This window comes from Methylomonas sp. 2BW1-5-20, assembly GCF_052474515.1.
Map to the genome: position 1 here is coordinate 2,070,014 of NZ_CP184127.1, position 18,558 is coordinate 2,088,571.

An 18,558-nucleotide genomic window follows, 5' to 3' on the forward strand; every position below is an offset into this window, starting at 1 on the left:
ACAACTCTTCGCGGATAAAAACCGGGGTATACAGCGACGAGCCTAGACCAATTCCAATTTTTAACTCGTCTCAATTTACCGCTGCTATCATTAACAGACGATGTATCGACTGCTTCTAAAGTTTACTTTAGAGTTTCGGCGCTACCTTCGATCTCTGCTAGGATTTAAGTCTAGCGTTTTAGCCGACGTAGCGATCAAGCTTTTTTAATTATTAAACAAAATCTATGGCAGTTCTGTTTTTTTTAGGTCTCTGGCCCATGTGCCTAGCCGCACTCTGGTTGTGGAAAAAATCTTTATTTATCGCTACCTGGCGAGAACCTTATTTTGCCGACACACCGGTTTTGATCGAAAGTGACGATTGGGGACCTGGCGGCGACTTCCATGCGGACCGCTTGGCGCAGTTGCTAAGGATGCTTGGTAAGCATACAGACTCCGTGCATCGCTCTGCTTTACTGACGGCAGACATGGTCTTGGCTGTGCCGGATATCGAAAAAATCGAGTCGGACACTACCGGCCAATACCACAGACGCCTACTTGACAAAGATTTCCCCGACATCTATCAAACCCTACAGCAAGGCATACAGCAAGACACCTTGGTACCGCAACTCCATGGCATGGAGCATCTAAATGGCAAAGCGTTCGCCGAATTATGCCAACAGCAAGACCCGCGCTTGGCAGCCGCGCGCTCGACTAATGATTGGTGGGACTGGGAAAAACTGGATTCGCCGCTGCAAGGCCATTATGTCGACGGACGCGATTTACCCACCAAACCCATCGATGTGTCCGACGCTAACGCATTGGTCGCCGACGCAATGCGCTGCTTCACGCGCATGTTCGGTTATCCCAGCATCAGTACCGTCGCTCCTTGCTACCTATGGAACGATGAAATCGAACAGAGTTGGCAACGGCAAAACATCATCGCCATTCAAACCGCAGGCTACCGATGTACCGGGCGCGATCACACCGGACAATATTTACAGAATCCGCCGTTAATTCGCCTTGGCAACACCAACAGCTACAACCAGATTTATCTGGTGCGCAATGTCATGTTCGAACCGGTCGATGGTAAAAACACCCCGAACAGTGCCTTTGCCGAAGCCGAAATCGCATACCGCCAAGCCCTGCCCGTCAGCATTTCCACGCACCGCTATAATTACACACGTTCGGAAACGCAGTGCGAACAGGCTGTTGCCGGGCTGGATCAGCTTTTAACAGAAATTAGTACGAAGTTGCCCCATGTTCGCTTTCTGGCATCCCCGGAACTGGGCGAGTTTTTGCAAAAAAAAACCGGCGATATCGTTAATCATTTCAATCAGCGGCAATGGCCGGCGCTTAAAATGGCTGGGGCTTATCGTAAAACCGGGGCTTTTTTATACCGTCTATACTATCGGCATAAAAAATTAGTGTTGATCGGTTATTGCACAGGCTTGATTGTTCCGGCGTGGCTGATTTGCAAAACCAGTTCATAAATACTTTAAATTATCGAAAATTTTGCATAGCGAAATATGAAAATCAGCGCCGTCATTCCCGCGTATAACAGCGCTAAATTTATTCGCGCCGCAATCGACAGCATTCAGGCGCAAAGCCATGCGGTAGATGAAATTATCGTGGTAGACGACGGTTCGACGGATAACACGGAACAAGTCGTGACCGGCATCGCAACAACCATCATCTACCACAAACAAGCCAATCAAGGCCCATCAGCCGCACGAAATAAAGGCATAGAATTGGCGCACGGCGACTGGATTGCGTTTCTGGATGCCGACGACCAATGGACCATGGATAAAATCACCAAACAATTAGCCACTTTAAGAGCTTATCCGGAGCTTCATCTCATCGCCGGCGATATGGCGGAAATCGATATCAACGACCAACTGATTACTGAATCCGTATTAGCTAAGCACCAGTTGCTGGAAAATTTCCGGCAACTGGCCGGCAAACCGGTCCCCTACGCGCTGGCAGCTCTAATGAGGAAAAACTTCATCCCGACCGGCACGGTTTTGGTTAAACGCCAAACGGTAGTTGACGCAGGTTTATTCAATCCCGATGTTCGCTTTGGTGAAGATTTGGAGTTATGGGCAAAAATCGCCGCCCATCACCCCATTAGCTGCCTGCCGGATATTTTGATGTTACGCCGCCAGCACGGCAACAACGCCACCCAAGCCAGTGAAGGCATGCTAATCGACTTGACTAAAGTCACCGGCTCAATTCGCAGCTACGCATCGATCCAACTCGTTCAGCAAGGCGTATGTCCCAACGGCATGGTAGCGGACGCGCAATGGACACTGGGTTACTGGTATTTTGCCCGCGGCAACACCGCAAAAGCACGACAGGCTTTTCTCGACAGCCTAAAGCAAAAATTTAGAGTCCGCACATTACTCTATCTGATCTTCAGTGGGCTTCCGGCCAGTTTGATCGCTACGCTACGAAGCATTAAACAAAAATTCGCAAAACCCTGAGTATATGAGAACATTCATTCATAGTACTTCTTCCATGATTACCACCAAACTCCTATTCAATGCCAAGCAATAGCGCCCCCAAAAGAATTGTCTACGTGGAAAACGGTATCGGTTACGGCGGCGCCATTATCTGTCTACGTCATTTAGTTAGACAACTGGATCGCGATCGCTTCCTACCTTTAGTGGTGACGGGCCGTAACGGTCCGCAATACCAGGAAATCGCCGATGAAGCCATATGGAAACACATCCCGGACCGTCATATCGATATCGTATCCTGGCGGACTAAAGCCGAGTCGATAGAATGGCTGAATAAAGTTCCTCTGCTTCGCTTTTTAGTCAATCAGTTGATTGCCAGAAGCGATGACTTATTTAATTTTTTACCCTTTTTTATTCGCCTACTTTGGACCTGTTGGCGCTTTAAAGCCGATTTGATTCACGCCAACAACGAACCGCTTTGTAATAGAGCGGCGTTACTGGTTGCCAAGATTCTGCATATATCGAGCGTTTGCCACGTGCGCGGCGATCCAATTGACTCCCGTTTAGGCCGTTGGGCATATTCTTTACCCGACCATTTCATATCTGTATCGCATTGGGTTGCAAACACTATGCGAGGAAAGTTGAGCATTCCCACGGAAAAAATTAGCGTGGTTTATGATGGTATCGCTCTTGATAAACTAAATCTGGATGCAGACGGCAGACTGTTTAGAGAGCAGTTTAATATTCCCGATGACGCATTTGCCGTTGGGCTAGTTGGATTATTAATCCCCTGGAAAGGGCAAGAGCTATTCATTGAAGCAGCAAACTTGCTAGCCGATAAAATACCTAATCTTAAAATGATGATAATCGGCGGCACCCCGGATGATTGCTTATCATATGAAAACCTGCTAAAAAAACAGGTACTAACTAAAAACCTTCAAGACACTATCGTATTCACTGGTCATATTGGAAAAATGGAAAGCGTATATAACGGATTAGATATTGTTGTATCAGCTTCCACCACCCCGGAACCGCTTGGTACAGTAGTTATAGAGTCGATGGCAATGGGACGACCGTTAATTGGCCCTAATCACGGGGGCGCTCCGGAAATGTTGGATCACGACGAATCAGGCCTCTTGTTTGAAGCCAAAAATGCTGAAGCCTTTTCTGCGTCGGTTATTAAATTACATCAAAATCCTGAATTTGCAGAAAAGTTAGGAAAAAACGCTCACAAGAAAGCATTTGATATATTTTCAATAACCGCGCATACCCAGAAAATTCAGGATATTTACAGCCATGTTTTGGCCATTCGACAATAAAGAAAACAAACAATTAACGGTTTAATTTATTGCTTCTATGAAAATTAATCTAACAACCTCTTTAACAATATTTTCGGTAATCAGTTCTTTACTTTCTGTAAACGCTAAAGCAGACTACCCAAAAACCGATTACGATTATCTAGGTTTACCAATTTATTGCAAGGAAATGCATCAAGACACCTATAAAGGCACTGCGCGTGCGTTACAATGGGAAAAACGCTTAGCAGGTAACGGCGGGATACATCATTATTGTGCTGGGCTATTTACATATAATCTGGCATGGAAAACAAACAACAACCAAGACCGAATCTATAAGTTAAAACTGGCACTAAATGAGATGAGCTATCCCTTTGATCATGGCATAGCACCAAACTTTGTGTTACTACCTAAAATGTATTACGACATGGGAAAAGTTCAGGAAGCACTGGACGATTATCAAAGTGCGATCGAGTCGTATCAAAAAAGCGTCCAGAAAAACCCGAAAGTGTGGATGACTTATGCCGCATTGAGCGATTTGCTATCCAAACTAAATAAAAACAAAGAAGCAATAGAAGTTTTGGAAAAAGGTTTAGAGCACAAACCAAACTCAAAGCCGCTTTTAAAACGTTTAGCCAAATTAAAAAAATAACTGCCTGCGACAGTCGCCGCCTGTAACTTTAAACATAAAATATGATCGGAATTGTAAAAAACCTATACCTATATCGAGAATTAATCTCGGCATTAACGTATAAAAACATTGTTATACGTTACAAACAGGCCTATCTCGGCATTTTATGGGCAGTTTTAAAGCCGGTTATGTTAATGCTAGTTTTTACATTGATGAAGAGCTTTATTGAAATTGAAACTAATGGACTGCCCTACCCACTGGTTACTTTTGCAGCGCTTATCCCCTGGATTTTTTTCCAAGAATCGGTATCCGAGGGCATAAACAGCGTCACATCGAATGCTGCGCTCATAAAAAAAATCTACTTCCCTCGCGAAATTTTTCCGCTGACAGCCATGGTGACTAAACTAGTCGAATTATCGATTAGCTTTGTCATACTAGCTGGTCTGATGATTTACTATAAGGTATTGCCGAGCATTTACGCTTGGTGGTTACCTGCATTCATTCTTTACACCATGATTGTTGCGCTAACCATTAGTTTTTTTGGTGCGGCGATGAATGTATATTATCGGGATGTTGCTCAGGCCATACCAATTGCCCTATCTCTGTTAATGTATGGTTCACCAGTTATTTACCCCTTAAGTCTGGTTCAAAAGAAATTATTACTTGAACAAGTTGCGGGAGAATGGTCAGATAAGCTGTATACTCTATATACTCTTAACCCATTAGTGGGCATTATCGACGGCTTTCAGCGAGTACTACTTAAAAACGCGGAGCCTGATTTTGTTGCGTTATATCCAGGATTGATTCTAACGCTAATCATACTACCTTTTAGCTATTGGTTTTTTAAACGTGCTGAGAACTGGTTTGCAGACGTTATCTAGTAAACCAACACAACATCCTCGACATTAAAACATCCTCAACCCAATTTATGGCCATCATAGAAGTCAATCATCTTACTAAAGAATACCAGTTGGGGCACCTCTCGAGTTTAAAAGAAACTGCGCTCAATACTTTAAGTCGCTTGACATTTCGACCTATACATGAGCGCGAACGCTTCAAAGCTCTAGATAATATCAATTTTCATATAAGAGAAGGTGAAGTGGTTGGTATTATCGGCCATAATGGAGCGGGAAAAAGCACTTTACTTAAACACCTCGCGAATATCAGCAAACCCACAAAGGGTGAAGTTATAGTCCGCGGCAGCGTTGCGCCGCTAATCGAGGTAGGCGCAGGCGTGAATCCGGAACTGACGGGACGAGAAAATATTTTTTTAAATGGTGCTATTTTAGGCATCCCCAAAAAGATTATTCAACAAAAACTGGACGAGATAATTGATTTTTCAGAATTGGGACAGTTTATCGATACGCCAGTTAAACGGTACAGTTCTGGGATGACGGTTAAATTGGGATTCTCCATCGCCACCAGCATGGATGCCGATATATTAATCATTGATGAAGTTTTAGCGGTTGGCGATATGGCATTCCAGCGAAAATGCTTCGACAAAATGGAAGACTTAATTAATAAGCAAGGAAAAACAGTTTTGTTAGTAAGTCACAATATCAGACAGGTCGAAAGGCTCTGTAAGCGCGTATTGCTACTTGACAAAGGAAAAATAATTGTGGATGGAGATTCGTCGTCTGCCTGCAATAAATTCTACGAACAAAGCGACGAAAAAATTAAATTACAAAACATTCATACTCAACAGTCTACTAAGTCCAATTCGGTAATTTCTTCTAACGGAGAGCTTGAACTTCTTGACATTAGCATTTTAGATTCAAACAATCACAAAAGTGATCGCATTAGGTATCGTTCAAAAATCACAATTCGCGCAACATTCAAAGCGAAGAGGGCATTAAAAAACCTTGCATTTGGAATCGGCGCACATACCCCTGACATGATCTTCGTAGCAAATGATGACAGCAGCCTTTCGTCCTCTAAAGAATGCACAATAGAATCGGGAATATTTCAAATTAATTATCAGATATCAGAATTTTCCTTACTTCCCGGAATTTATTCATTAAGAATAGGCATAGCGCATAAAGATAGTGACTTCGGGTTATTTTACGGAGAAAACCTTTATCATTTTCAAGTGTATTCAGACAGTTTAAGTCGAAGCCGCACTGTAAATCAAGGTTTTTTTAATTTTGGTGGTGAATGGAGTATTTCTAACTCTATCAAAAACATCAATTAACCTTTAATAGATAATTATTGAGATACCCATGCATAACAAACTTAAGTTATTTGCGCAAAAAATAATCGACACAGCATTCTCATGGTTCTTATGGAAAATATCCGAATCTGCTCAGTTGAAAGTATTTCGTATGGCGGCTAGACGACTAAATGTACTTTCGTACACATGCTCTGGAGAGCTAGGAACCTACGAGGGCTATATAGAAGATAAATGGGTTTTCCCCGGTTATTTATTTAATCGTACTTGGGAACCTGTCCTCCAAGAAATTTTATCAGACCACATTTTTCAAAAGGGTCACGGTACTTATATTGATATAGGCGCTAACATTGGATTAACTTCAATACCCCTAGCCATAAAGAAAGACATTTCAATCTACTCTTTTGAACCAGAACCGAATAATTATTTACTTTTACATAAAAACATTGCTGCTAACTCAGTTGAATCTAAGGTAACTGCTATAAATTGCGCATTATATTCAGAACAAGCAACACTTGATTTTGAGCTATCAAATGAAAACTTAGGTGACCATCGTATCAGAGCTTTTTCATCACTCCAACAAAAAAACGTATATGGTGAAACCGGAAGAAGAGTTATAAAGGTAAAAGCGGAGAAATTGGATACAATATTAGATCCAAAAAATCTTTTATCACCCATAGTCATAAAGCTTGATACTCAGGGCGCTGAACTCCAGGTCTTAAAAGGTGCCGAACACTTTCTTAAGAAGGTCGACTACTTGATCCTTGAATTCTGGCCGTATGGACTTCTTCAGCTTGGTTGTTGTCCTGATGAACTTATTAAAGTTGTTCAGCAGTTTCCCTATGGCGCAATTTATGAACGAAATCAAGATTCAACAAACTTTGCTCCATGTCTTATACCGGTCAACAAAATAATTGAGGAAATGAAAAACATGATAGATGACAACACTAAAATAGATACACCAATGCAGACAAAAGACATGGATATCATATTTTCTCGGCATCCACACCTATCTAATTAATCATTTATTCAGAAAAATGACTTAAAATATCAATGACATACGCGTATTCTTACCAAACACTTAGCTGCAATATATTTATTTGTTTAACATTAGATTTCCATGCTTGAAAAGTCTCCTCCCTTTGGTTTCAACATTATTGGATATGCAAGCGCCAACTGTGGATTAGGAAATACACTTCGCCAATTCGTAGACAATCTTATCGCCAGTGGTGAAAAAGTATGTATCCTCGACATCAATACTGGAAATGGCAATAGTGATCTCGACAAAAGACAGGAACATCTCTTTGTATCATCTGCAAACGAACTGCCTTACGCCATTAACTTATTAATATTTGGCGTAGTTGATCTAGTGAAACTATCATTTACCCCTCCTCAAGGGTTAATAACCACTAACAGAATGAATGTTGGCTTTGTTTGGTGGGAATTAGCCAATCTTCCTCAACACTTGATCGATGGCTTACAATTTTACGATGCATTCATTGCCGGATCAGAATTTTTACATGCTACGCTAAACAATAATATAACTGGAGTTCCTGCAGTCCAAGCGTCACACCCTTTATCGATACCTAATAATATTCAATCTGACCGCAATAAATTTGGACTACCAAAAGATGATTTTATTGTTTTTATGGGATTTGACCCCTATAGCGGTATAGATAGAAAAAATCCGTTCGCTGCAATAGAGGCATTTAAACTTGCTTTTCCTTATAATTACAACTGTCACTTGGCAATTAAAGTTAATTATTCTGGCGGCGGAGGTAAAAACATAGAAGAAAATTTGCAACGGTTACAAAATTATACCGAACTTGACCTGCGTATACATCTTATACAAGAAAGCCTATCCTATCATGATCTCCTTTGCCTCTATGCGAGTTGCGATGCATTTATAAGCCTACACCGCTCCGAAGGATTAGGTTTGGTTCCCTTGGAAGCCATGCGTCTTGGCAAGCCTGTGGTCGCGACGGCTTGGTCCGGCAACATGAGTTTTATGAATTACAGCAACTCCTGTTTGGTAGATTTCGAGTTAGTAGCAATTGAAGCAGACGTGCAAACTTATGGTTCAAATGACCTGGGCATTAAATGTGAATGGGCGGAACCTAATGTTACACAAGCTGCCGCATGGCTACAAAAATTGTCTGAGGACACTACATTCCGCTCAAATATTGGCGCAATCGCCGCAGTTGATGCTAAAAATTATCACGAACGCGCATGCAGAGTTGACTTTGTTGAAGAGCTAAAATCAATTTATCTGAGCCAAGAGTTTCTGCCTAAAAAAGATAAGAGTATCCTTACAAAAAAAGCCATACAGTCCAAAAAGTTTTTTGAACACCAACAATATTTGAGAAGCTTGGACGTCATTGATAGGCTAAAAGTTAAAACCATAGATGAATTAGAACGCCATTTGCTATGGCGTTTTCGTAAAACGTAATTGACTCATTTATTAGCCCTTCAATATGCAGCTAAAACAACCGTCATTCGGCTTCAACATCATTGGTTATGCCAGTGCAAATCTTGGTTTGGGTAATACGGTTAGACATTTCGTTAAATGTCTTCTGGCCCGAGGCGAGAATATCAGCGTTTTAGATTTAGAACCTGGGTATAATCGCAGCGGATTTGATACAAGTTTAGAAAAATGGACTGTTTCATCTGCCGCAGATTTACCTTACGCGGTCAATATCTTTATAATAGGCCTACCCGACCTACCCTTTTTTGTATTCTCTCCACCCGATGGACTAATTACCGAAAATCGCTTGAATGTTGCTTTTGCTTGGTGGGAGTTAACTGGAATTCCAGAATATATTATCGAAGCGGCCAAGGTCTTTGATGTATTCCTTGCCGGCTCTGATTTTTTGTATTCAGTATATTCCAATAACGTGACAGGAATCCCCATCCTCAAAGCCGCCCATCCAATTTCACTTCCAGATCAAATATATCCAGATCGAAAACGTTTCAACTTACCTGATAATGGTTTTATTGTATATATGGGGTTTGACCCATACGGCAATATTGATAGAAAAAACCCCTACGCCGCTATAGAAGCTTTCAAATTGGCTTTTCCTGATCAAGCTGACCGGTATTTGGTCGTTAAGGCTAATTGCTCTGACAACAATACTGAAAAAGTTGAAGGCTACTTAAAACGATTGCATGCTTACGTAAGAACAGACGCTAGAATTATTTTAATACAGGATGCTCTCAGTTATTGCGATTTGCTGTGCCTTTACTCAAGTTGCGACGCTTTTATAAGCCTGCACCGCTCGGAAGGTTTGGGATTGGTACCCTTAGAAGCTATGCGCCTTGGAAAGCCGGTAGTGGCCACCGCGTGGTCGGGAAACATGAGTTACATGAACTACACTAATGCATGTTTAGTTGAAGTTAGCTTTGTACCGGTAAACCCGAACTCACAAACATTCGGATCAGATTTTCTTGGTATTCAATGTGAATGGGCTGAACCCAATATTACTCAAGCAGCAGCTTGGCTACAAAAATTAGCCGAGGACATTGACTTTAGAGTGAAAATTGGTTCAAAAGCGTCTTTAGATTCAAATAAATACAATGAGTCAGCTAACAAAGCGTTTTTCGTCGAAGACTTAAAAGCCATTTGGGAAAGCCAAAATTTTTTACCGAAAAGGAATAAAGAGATTCTTATTAGAAACGCTTATGAAAGTAAGGGACGTTTTGAGTACGCACAATATCTACGAAAAATTAGCCGATTTAAACGATTTTTATTGACCCTCCAACACGAAATTAATCGGCGAATATTCTGGCGTTTCCGAACTAAGAAATCTGACCTTCCTGTTTAACGTTTGTATCAATGAGATTTTTAAATAGCAGCGCCCATTCGCTAAAACTATTCCCCTCCCTTTCTAGCATTAATATCAGACCACCAAACAAACACATTGAATGAATATACTCATCGTATCAGACTCCTATCCCGCCTTTGATCGATCCTCTTACGAGCTGCGATTCTCTAGGTTCGTGCAAATTCTGGCGCAAACGCATCAAGTTACATTGTGCCCATTGGACGTTCCTTATATGAGGCAAGAACTAGGGGAGGCAGCGGTCAATTTTTATAGGCACGCCTTGATCGACCAAGAAGTCAAGGTTGCAGATTCTGGGCTAGTTTCCGCACTAAAATCAGATAGTTTCGATACAGTAATATTCATTCTATTCGTTACGGCTACACCAAAAAATATAGCTGCTGTGCATTACTGGGCACCCAAAGCTCGCCTGGTGATCGATTCGGTGGACGTACAATTCGGTCGTTATCAGTCCAAAGCTAGACTAACTCAAGACAAACGGGATCTTGATCATGCGGAGCAAGTTAAACTGGAAGAACTCGCTGCGTATCGAGAGGCGGATTTCATTATTGTGGTTTCGGAACCCGAACGGCAATTATTGCTTCCCGAATTACCCCAAAAGCGAATTGGCATAATTCCAAATATTCACCCCATGGGAGAATTTACCCCAACATACGCCAGGGACGGAAAATCGTTATTGTTTGTGGGCTGGGGCGCTTACGGCCCCAACGTTGATGCTGTGCTTTACTTTACCAAAGAAGTTTTGCCTTTAGTTTTAAAAGAAATTCCTCAAGCGTGTTTGAAAGTGGTCGGCGGAGACTACCCTGAAGAAGTTATCAATCTAAACGGTGGTGCAGTTGAAATTTTAGGGCGCGTTCCGGAGATGCAACCCTATTTACTGAATGCGTATATTTCAGTCGCGCCATTACGCTATGGTAGCGGTGTCAAAGGAAAAATTGGTGAGGCGTTATCCTATGGGCTACCTGTGGTGACTACTTCGATTGGTCTAGAAGGTTTCGGTTTGACCCCTGGCAAAGACGTGCTGGTTGGCGATACACCTCAAGACCTAGCCAATCACATCATCAATTTACTTCGAGACCCGGTACTGCACTCAAAAATTAGCCTATCAGGTCGTCAGTTTTTGGAAAGTAATTTTTCCGAAGCAGTGGTTAAAAATAGAATCATCGAACAGTTTATTGCGTTGGAAGCAGCGCCCAGACCGTGGCTGACTTTGCTTTGGAGACGCTTAAAAAGCTTTCTACGACAACAAGCAGAACTACATTTACTTTGGCGTTTTCGCACCTAATAAACCAATTTTAACCAATTTATTCAAATGACCTCTCCCTTCGGCATCAATGTAATCGGCTATGTCAGTAGTAATGTCAGCCTCGGCATTACCGCCCGTCATTTCATAAAACTGTTTCTCAACAAAGAAATACCAGTTGCAATCTATGATATCGATTACAAGCGATCACCGGATGCCCGCGTATACGAATACGAGTCTCTCAGTGTAAAAACTGCGGCTGAGCTACCCTATTCAATCAATTTATTTTTTTTATCGATGGGGCAATTACCGAATCTGTTCTTAAATCCTCCACCCGGCATTTTTTCGACTGAACGATTGAATGCTGGGTTGATCTGGTGCGAAGAAACTATTCTTCCGAAACGCTATTGCGAGGCCTTACGTTTGTTTGATGTAGTATTGGCTGGGTCTCATTTTGTCAAACAAGTTTTCGATACCAATCTCTCTGACGTATTAACTTTGGATTGTGTACATCCATTATTCCTGCCTGCGGGTATCGAGGCAAACCGCGTATATTTCGGTTTGCCAGAAAACCGTTTGTTATTCGTTTCCAGCTTCGATCCGCATCATGATGTGGCCAGAAAAAACCCATTCGGGGCGGTTGACGCTTTTCTAAAAGCCTTTCCGGAACATTCTGCTGATGACTTACCTCACCTGGTTGTTAAATTGAACAATGCGGAAATCAAAAGCAAGGATGTTGATCCCATGGCGCTTATCGAACAATTGAAACAACGATGTGCGGGTAATCCTCGTGTTCACTTTCTTGCCAAATCTCTATCGTATCGGGAAGTTTTAAGTCTGTACGCTAGTTGCGACGTTTTTGTATCGATGCATCGTGCGGAAGGCCTGGGCTTAGGGTCGCTGGAATGCATGGCGATAGGAAAACCAGTCATTGCCACCGCTTGGTCTGGCGTTATGTCGTTTATGAAACATACGAATTCGTGCTTGGCGGGATATGATTTAGTCCCTTACACAGGCATGGCAGCCAATGGGCCAGATCAATTGGGCAAACGAGCAGTTTGGGCAGCCCCCCACCTAGATGAGGCAGCCGACTGGATGAAAGCACTCGCCAGCGATCCCGCTCTTAGAGAACGGATTGGATTACAAGCCATGCGGGATGCCCAGGCATATCATGCAACTGCTGAGCGACTCGATTTTATGGATGAACTCAAGGTCATTTTAGATGAAAAAAGACTTTTACAACGCCGCAATCAGAATAAAACTACAAATTTATTGGCATTGCGAAAAGCTCAACAGGATTTTAACTATTTCGGGTGGAAAGGTTTAAAAAAGCGGATACAAGATTTATTGAATAAGCATCTGCTATGGCGATTTAAAAAATACTAAACATAATATAAGCATACTATTTAAAAACGGTTTTTTTATTTAGAGAGCATCTAAGTTTTAAACCATTTTACTAGTAACAATAAACTCAACCAAGCCCAAAACACTGCCGTTACACGGCAATATCAATACGATTTGAATATCGAGAATAATAAATGACCATTTATTACCTTTGCCCAGAACACTCCACCCCGGTTGGCGGCGTGCGCGTTATCTACCAACACGTAGATGTTTTAAATCGCAATGGTATACCCGCTTATGTTGTACACAAAACTAAAGGCTTTAGAGTGAATTGGTTTGAAAACCAGACACCGATAGTCTACTGGCGCGATACGTTTTTGGATCGATTGATTGCTAAATACAAGCGGCGTAGCGCCCCAAATAGAGTTGTGGAATTACCGATTAAAGGTGGGCAACGCTCAATTATTAGTGCTTCTGATATTTTGGTTATCCCGGAAATGTATGGCCCTGATTTAGCTGCCGCTTATGGGCGTGGCATCAAAAAAGTGATTCTGAATCAAAACTGCTACCTAACATTTAATGGTTACTCCTTTAATAAGGATCGATTAATAAGTCCTTATCATCATAAAGATGCATTGGCTACTTTGGTTAACTCTGAGGACGGCGCGCTGTATCTCAAACATACCTTTCCAAATCTTCCCTTATATCGATTCCGACTGTCCATTGACCCAAAGCGATTTAAATTTCAAGCTACGAAAAAAAAGCAATTGTGTTTCTCACGGATAAAAAACCAAGCCGATGCGATGCAGGTGATAAATATTCTCAAGTTTCGCGGCGCACTTCATGACTTTGATATTGTCCCGTTCATCAATTTACCGCAATCGGAAGTTGCACAAATTTATCAAGACTCTTTGCTATTTCTTAGTTTCGGGTATCCAGAGGGCTTTGGTCTGCCAGCAGCAGAAGCTATGGCTTCAGGTTGCGTAGTGATCGGTTTTCATGGTGGTGGCGGCAAGGAGTTTTTTAACCCCGAGTTTTCTTACCCTATTGAACAAGGCGATATACTGAGCTTCGCTAAAACCGTAGAAGAAATCATCCACTCATACAACCAAAACCCAGAGCCTATTCTTGAAAAAGGCCGAAGGGCCGCAAGCTATATCCATGATACCTATTCTCCGGAACTTGAAGAACAAGAGATCCTTGCGGCTTGGCGCTCAATACTTGAAAAATTCAACTCCTGTTTCTCTATATGACTAATAACGCGCGAATTATTGCCTTCCACCTCCCCCAATTTCACCCCACCCCCGAAAACGACGAATGGTGGGGCAAGGGGTTTACGGAATGGACAAACGTTGCAAAAGCAAAACAGTTGTATCCTGGTCACTATCAACCGCATATTCCAGCTGACCTAGGCTTTTACGACTTACGCTTGCCGGAATCGCGCCATGCTCAAGCGGAGCTAGCTAAAGAGTACGGTATCGAAGGTTTTTGTTACTATCATTACTGGTTTGGTGATGGGCGGAGGATGCTGGAACGCCCTGTTAATGAGATTCTCGCCAGTAGAGAACCGGATTTTCCTTTTTGCCTGTGCTGGGCTAATCATAGTTGGAATAATATCTGGCAAGGCGTTGCAGACCGCACCCTAGTCGAACAAACCTATCCTGGCATGGACGACCATCGAGAGCATTTTGAGTGGTTACTCAAAGCCTTTACTGATCGGCGTTACATAACTGTGGAGGGTAAGCCTCTATTCTTGATTTATAGTCCTACCGATATTCCCAATCTTGCCGACGTAATAGCATACTGGCGTAAACTAGCAGCCGAGGCGGGACTTAAAGGACTGTATCTAGTGGGAGTCAACTATAAGCTACGACCTGATTGGAATCCGCTTAGTGTGGGCTTGGATGCATCTACTTTGCAACCATTGCCACCTAAAGACGGACATATGCCAAACCGATATTTTTCCACGAAAATCAAACAGTTTTTATCCGGAAAAAAATCTCTGCTAACGGTTCATGATTACGAAGACATACTCGATAAATTAATCCGCAAAACCGCGCCAGAATTCCCTGATTTCCCAACCGTATTACCTAATTGGGACAACACTCCACGAGCAGGTGAGCGCGGCCTAGTATTCCACAACTCCACGCCTGAACTATTTCGCCAGTTATTCCACCGGGCATTATCTTTAATTGAAAATCAGGACCCGGAAAAACGTATCGTTTTCGTAAAAGCTTGGAACGAATGGGCAGAAGGCAATTATTTAGAACCCGATCAAAAGCATGGTCATGGTTATCTTGAAGCTATTCGCGATGAGCTCTCAGAATTTTCTGCCGGCAAGGGTATCTAAACATGTGCGGAATTAACGGCATATACGCCTACGGAAACCAAGCGCCGCCTGTCGACCAAATAGAGCTGGAAAGAACCCGAGATTTCATGTTTGCTCGAGGGCCAGATGGATTCGGCACCTGGGTTTCCGCCGACAAACGAATCGGTTTTGGACACCGACGCTTGGCAATTATCGAATTGACAGAGTTAGGTGCTCAACCGATGCAAACAACAGATGGTCAATTAACGATTACCTTCAATGGCGAGATATACAACCATCAAGAGTTAAGAAAAACTTTAGAATCCAAAGGAGCTACTTTTAAAAGTCATAGCGATACTGAAGTACTATTACAACTATATCGTTACCACGGCACCGAAATGGTTAACCATTTGCGCGGCATGTTTGCGTTTGCAATTTGGGATAATCAAAACAGAAAGTTGGTTATAGCTCGTGACCCTTATGGCATCAAACCTATTTATTACACTCATCACAACGGAATATTTCGCTTCGCATCTCAAACAAAATCCTTAATTGCCAGCAATGCCATCGATTCAACAATAAACCCAGCTGGATTAGTAAGCTTTCTACTATGGGGTAGTATCTCCGAACCGTTTAGCATTTATGAAAATATCCGCTTATTAAATGCAGGCCATATTCTGGAAATCGACGAATCAGGTAAGCAAACTATTCGTCAATACTGGAATATAAACACAATTGTCAATACTGCGATTGAAAACTCACTGAACGCATCACCCGAAGAAAGTTTTTCCGCCGGCATAAATAGCATTCGAGACTCCGTCAAAGCCCATATGGTAGCCGATGTACCAATTGGTACATTCCTTTCCGCCGGACTGGATTCCGCAACCATCACAGGCCTAGCGCAAGAACTTGTTAGTGAACCCGTTACAGCTATAACCCTTGCTTTTGAAGAATTTATTGGACGTTCACTAGACGAAGTTCCTGTGGCAACGGAAATAGCACGTATTCTGGGAGTCAGACATAACATCGTCACAGCGCGCATGGACGAGGTCGAAAATGAGTTGTCTACTTTTTTAAATACTATGGATCAACCAAGTATTGATGGCATCAACACTTGGTTTGTCAGCAAAGCCGCCAAAAACGCAGGTTTAAAAGTTGTTTTATCCGGCTTGGGCGGTGACGAAATGCTTGGCGGTTATGACACCTTCGAGACAATTCCGGACATTGTCAATCATTCAGCCCGATATAACTCAAATCCACTCCTAAATTATTTATTTTTTAATATACATTATTTTTTTGCCACTAATTTTAGCCATTTAAATCCGAATAATTCCGATATTTTGAATATGTCCAGGAATATAACATCGGCTTATCAACTTAAAAAAGGTCTATTCATGCCCTGGGAGCTTAAGCATCTTATTGATTACGATATAATGCTGGAAGGCATTAATAGATTGTCAAAATCAGCTGAATTCGAATCTGTCAGTAACATTGATTCGGACTTTGGGAAAATTGTTGCGCTCGAATCCAAGAAATACATGCGGAATCAATTGTTGCGCGATACTGACTGGATAGGCATGGCACATTCTTTGGAAATACGCGTCCCCTTGGTCGATCATGTTTTGCTGAATTCACTGGTCGGCTTAGCAGCAAACCGAAAAATTGGCTACAAAAAAGAAATATTACCCAGCTCATTATCGACAAAACTCGATGAAAATATTATAAAACGCCCCAAAACCGGTTTCACTATTCCTATTTGGCGCTGGCTAAATAACTCAAATAATTTTTCTGCCTGGAAAAAAAACGGCTACTTAAGACATGCAAATATTATTCCAAATAAGCGGTGGGCTTATTGCATTCTAGAACAATGCCCACAAATATCTAAATATTTAAAATAATAAGGAGTTCGGAATGGACGAACCGCTCATCTCGATAATTATGCCTTGTTACAATGCTCAAGCTTACCTCGAAAAAGCAATTGAAAGTGTTTTTGAACAAAGTTATCCAAATGTCGAGTTGATTGTCGTCGATGATGGCTCGAATGACCAAAGCTTTCATATTTTAACTAGCTGCCAAGAAAAGTACCCGAAACTAGTTGTTTTTAAGCAAGAAAATCTCGGGCCATTTCCTGCTCGTAACCTAGGCTTGGCAAATTCTAAAGGAGAATTTATCGCTTTTTTGGACGCCGACGACTATTGGGTTCCGGAATTCCTCGAGAAACTTCTAAAAAACTTATTAGAAAAAAATGCGGACCTCACTTATTGCGGGTGGCAAAATATTGTGGAGGGTGGTGAGAATGGTCCAGCATATGTTCCACCAGCTTACGAAAAAGGCGATATTTTTCAATCATTTCTTTCAAGCTGCCCATGGCCCATACATGCGGCGCTTGTTCGCCGTTCAATTATCGACAAAGCCGAAGGATTTTCATTGCGCTGTTTTAGCGCCATGGACTACGACTTCTGGATCCGCATTTCCGCCATCACACAGAATATTGCCATAGTACCTGAGGTTTTGGCATTTTATCGATGGCATAATCACGGACAAATATCCTCCATAAAATGGCGACAAGTTTTGGATGCTTGGCAAGTTAGAAAAGACTTCGTATTGCAAAATCCAAAACTAATTTCACACCTTTCCAAGGAAAAAATAACTGAATTAGTAGATGGTTATGTTTTTACCCAGGCTTATTCAGCATTTTGGAAAAGAGATTTAGTTTCCGCTCAGCATTTATTCCGAAAAATTTTTCAATCTGGCATTTGGCGTTTTAAAGATTTAAAATACATCGCCTTGAGTTTTTTACCATATTTTATACTTAGTCGCTTAGTGTAGCTTTAAGAACAGAACCCTTATTTTATAGCCAGTTGCACGATGGCCGACAAACCGTCGAGTCCGCGTCTCATGTCGGCCGGTGCCACTGCTAACCAAATCTGCGCCGGATAATCGATCAAACCAGACATCGCAACAACTCGGCCCGCCAACCCGCCGGCGTAGACATCTGCAATTCTATTTGGCTTCCTGAGTGCATCAGCCGAATCACGTCATAATCCAACGGCGCTGCGTGCGTGACGGGTGACTGAATTTGTACCGGAATCAGTGTCTTGTCGGGCGCAGACGATGCAGCCGCATCACACATCTGTTTACGATACACCGATAAACGCGGGGTAAACTGCCATAGTTTAATCCCTGTTGCCGGCAATTCGCCGCTTGGCTTAATCCACTACACTGCCAAGCTTGAATTTGTTGACCCCAGTCCACTGATATGCCATTGCTTTGCCTCATCAAAAAGGCTGAGCATC

16 protein-coding genes are annotated in these 18,558 nt (G+C 42.3%); 15 read left to right on the top strand and 1 reads right to left on the bottom strand.

The window, feature by feature from the left end; genetic code table 11:
* The first annotated feature begins 224 nt into the window (after window positions 1-224).
* The 15 genes from ACH50O_RS09350 to ACH50O_RS09420 all read left to right on the top strand — a co-directional run bounded on the left by ACH50O_RS09350 (window position 225) and on the right by ACH50O_RS09420 (window position 18,091).
* Window positions 225-1,469, top strand: coding sequence for a hypothetical protein (locus tag ACH50O_RS09350; protein ID WP_446811748.1), 1,245 nt, complete (start codon window positions 225-227; stop codon window positions 1,467-1,469).
* 36 nt (window positions 1,470-1,505) lie between these two features.
* On the top strand, window positions 1,506-2,459 hold the full coding sequence (locus tag ACH50O_RS09355; protein WP_446811749.1) for a glycosyltransferase family 2 protein: 954 nt from the start codon (window positions 1,506-1,508) through the stop codon (window positions 2,457-2,459).
* A gap of 95 nt (window positions 2,460-2,554) precedes the next feature.
* Window positions 2,555-3,754: a glycosyltransferase family 4 protein gene (locus ACH50O_RS09360; RefSeq protein ID WP_446811750.1), complete on the top strand. Its 1,200-nt coding sequence runs from the start codon at window positions 2,555-2,557 to the stop codon at window positions 3,752-3,754.
* A 37-nt stretch (window positions 3,755-3,791) separates the two neighbouring features.
* On the top strand, window positions 3,792-4,382 hold the full coding sequence (locus ACH50O_RS09365; protein ID WP_446811751.1) for a tetratricopeptide repeat protein: 591 nt from the start codon (window positions 3,792-3,794) through the stop codon (window positions 4,380-4,382).
* Window positions 4,383-4,423: 41 nt separating this feature from the next.
* Window positions 4,424-5,242, top strand: coding sequence for an ABC transporter permease (locus ACH50O_RS09370; RefSeq protein ID WP_446811752.1), 819 nt, complete (start codon window positions 4,424-4,426; stop codon window positions 5,240-5,242).
* A 47-nt stretch (window positions 5,243-5,289) separates the two neighbouring features.
* A complete protein-coding gene (locus ACH50O_RS09375; protein WP_446811753.1) occupies window positions 5,290-6,552 on the top strand; it encodes an ABC transporter ATP-binding protein in 1,263 nt (420 codons plus the stop codon).
* Between the two features lie 28 nt (window positions 6,553-6,580).
* On the top strand, window positions 6,581-7,549 hold the full coding sequence (locus ACH50O_RS09380) for an FkbM family methyltransferase (protein ID WP_446811754.1): 969 nt from the start codon (window positions 6,581-6,583) through the stop codon (window positions 7,547-7,549).
* Window positions 7,550-7,648: 99 nt separating this feature from the next.
* Entirely contained in the window at window positions 7,649-8,977 is a 1,329-nt protein-coding gene (locus ACH50O_RS09385; RefSeq protein WP_446811755.1) for a glycosyltransferase family 4 protein, read from the top strand.
* Window positions 8,978-9,002: 25 nt separating this feature from the next.
* Window positions 9,003-10,349 carry a glycosyltransferase gene (locus ACH50O_RS09390; protein WP_446811756.1) on the top strand — a complete coding sequence of 449 codons (1,347 nt, stop codon included), beginning with the start codon at window positions 9,003-9,005 and terminating at the stop codon, window positions 10,347-10,349.
* Between the two features lie 100 nt (window positions 10,350-10,449).
* A complete protein-coding gene (locus ACH50O_RS09395; RefSeq protein ID WP_446811757.1) occupies window positions 10,450-11,652 on the top strand; it encodes a glycosyltransferase family 4 protein in 1,203 nt (400 codons plus the stop codon).
* Window positions 11,653-11,679: 27 nt separating this feature from the next.
* Window positions 11,680-12,996, top strand: a complete 1,317-nt coding sequence (locus ACH50O_RS09400; protein WP_446811758.1) for a glycosyltransferase family 4 protein — start codon at window positions 11,680-11,682, stop codon at window positions 12,994-12,996.
* A 152-nt stretch (window positions 12,997-13,148) separates the two neighbouring features.
* Window positions 13,149-14,207: a glycosyltransferase gene (locus ACH50O_RS09405; RefSeq protein ID WP_446811759.1), complete on the top strand. Its 1,059-nt coding sequence runs from the start codon at window positions 13,149-13,151 to the stop codon at window positions 14,205-14,207.
* Window positions 14,204-15,304 carry a glycosyltransferase WbsX family protein gene (locus ACH50O_RS09410; protein WP_446811760.1) on the top strand — a complete coding sequence of 367 codons (1,101 nt, stop codon included), beginning with the start codon at window positions 14,204-14,206 and terminating at the stop codon, window positions 15,302-15,304. The genes ACH50O_RS09405 and ACH50O_RS09410 overlap by 4 nt, the downstream gene beginning before the upstream one ends.
* A 2-nt stretch (window positions 15,305-15,306) precedes the next feature.
* On the top strand, window positions 15,307-17,160 hold the full coding sequence (asnB, locus tag ACH50O_RS09415; RefSeq protein WP_446811761.1) for an asparagine synthase (glutamine-hydrolyzing): 1,854 nt from the start codon (window positions 15,307-15,309) through the stop codon (window positions 17,158-17,160).
* A 13-nt stretch (window positions 17,161-17,173) separates the two neighbouring features.
* Window positions 17,174-18,091, top strand: coding sequence for a glycosyltransferase family 2 protein (locus ACH50O_RS09420; RefSeq protein WP_446811762.1), 918 nt, complete (start codon window positions 17,174-17,176; stop codon window positions 18,089-18,091).
* Between the two features lie 261 nt (window positions 18,092-18,352).
* Here the strand turns inward: ACH50O_RS09420 and tnpA are convergent, their stop codons facing one another.
* Window positions 18,353-18,541: an IS66 family insertion sequence element accessory protein TnpA gene (gene tnpA / locus ACH50O_RS09425; RefSeq protein ID WP_446811763.1), complete on the bottom strand. Its 189-nt coding sequence runs from the start codon at window positions 18,539-18,541 to the stop codon at window positions 18,353-18,355.
* Window positions 18,542-18,558 lie beyond the last annotated feature (17 nt).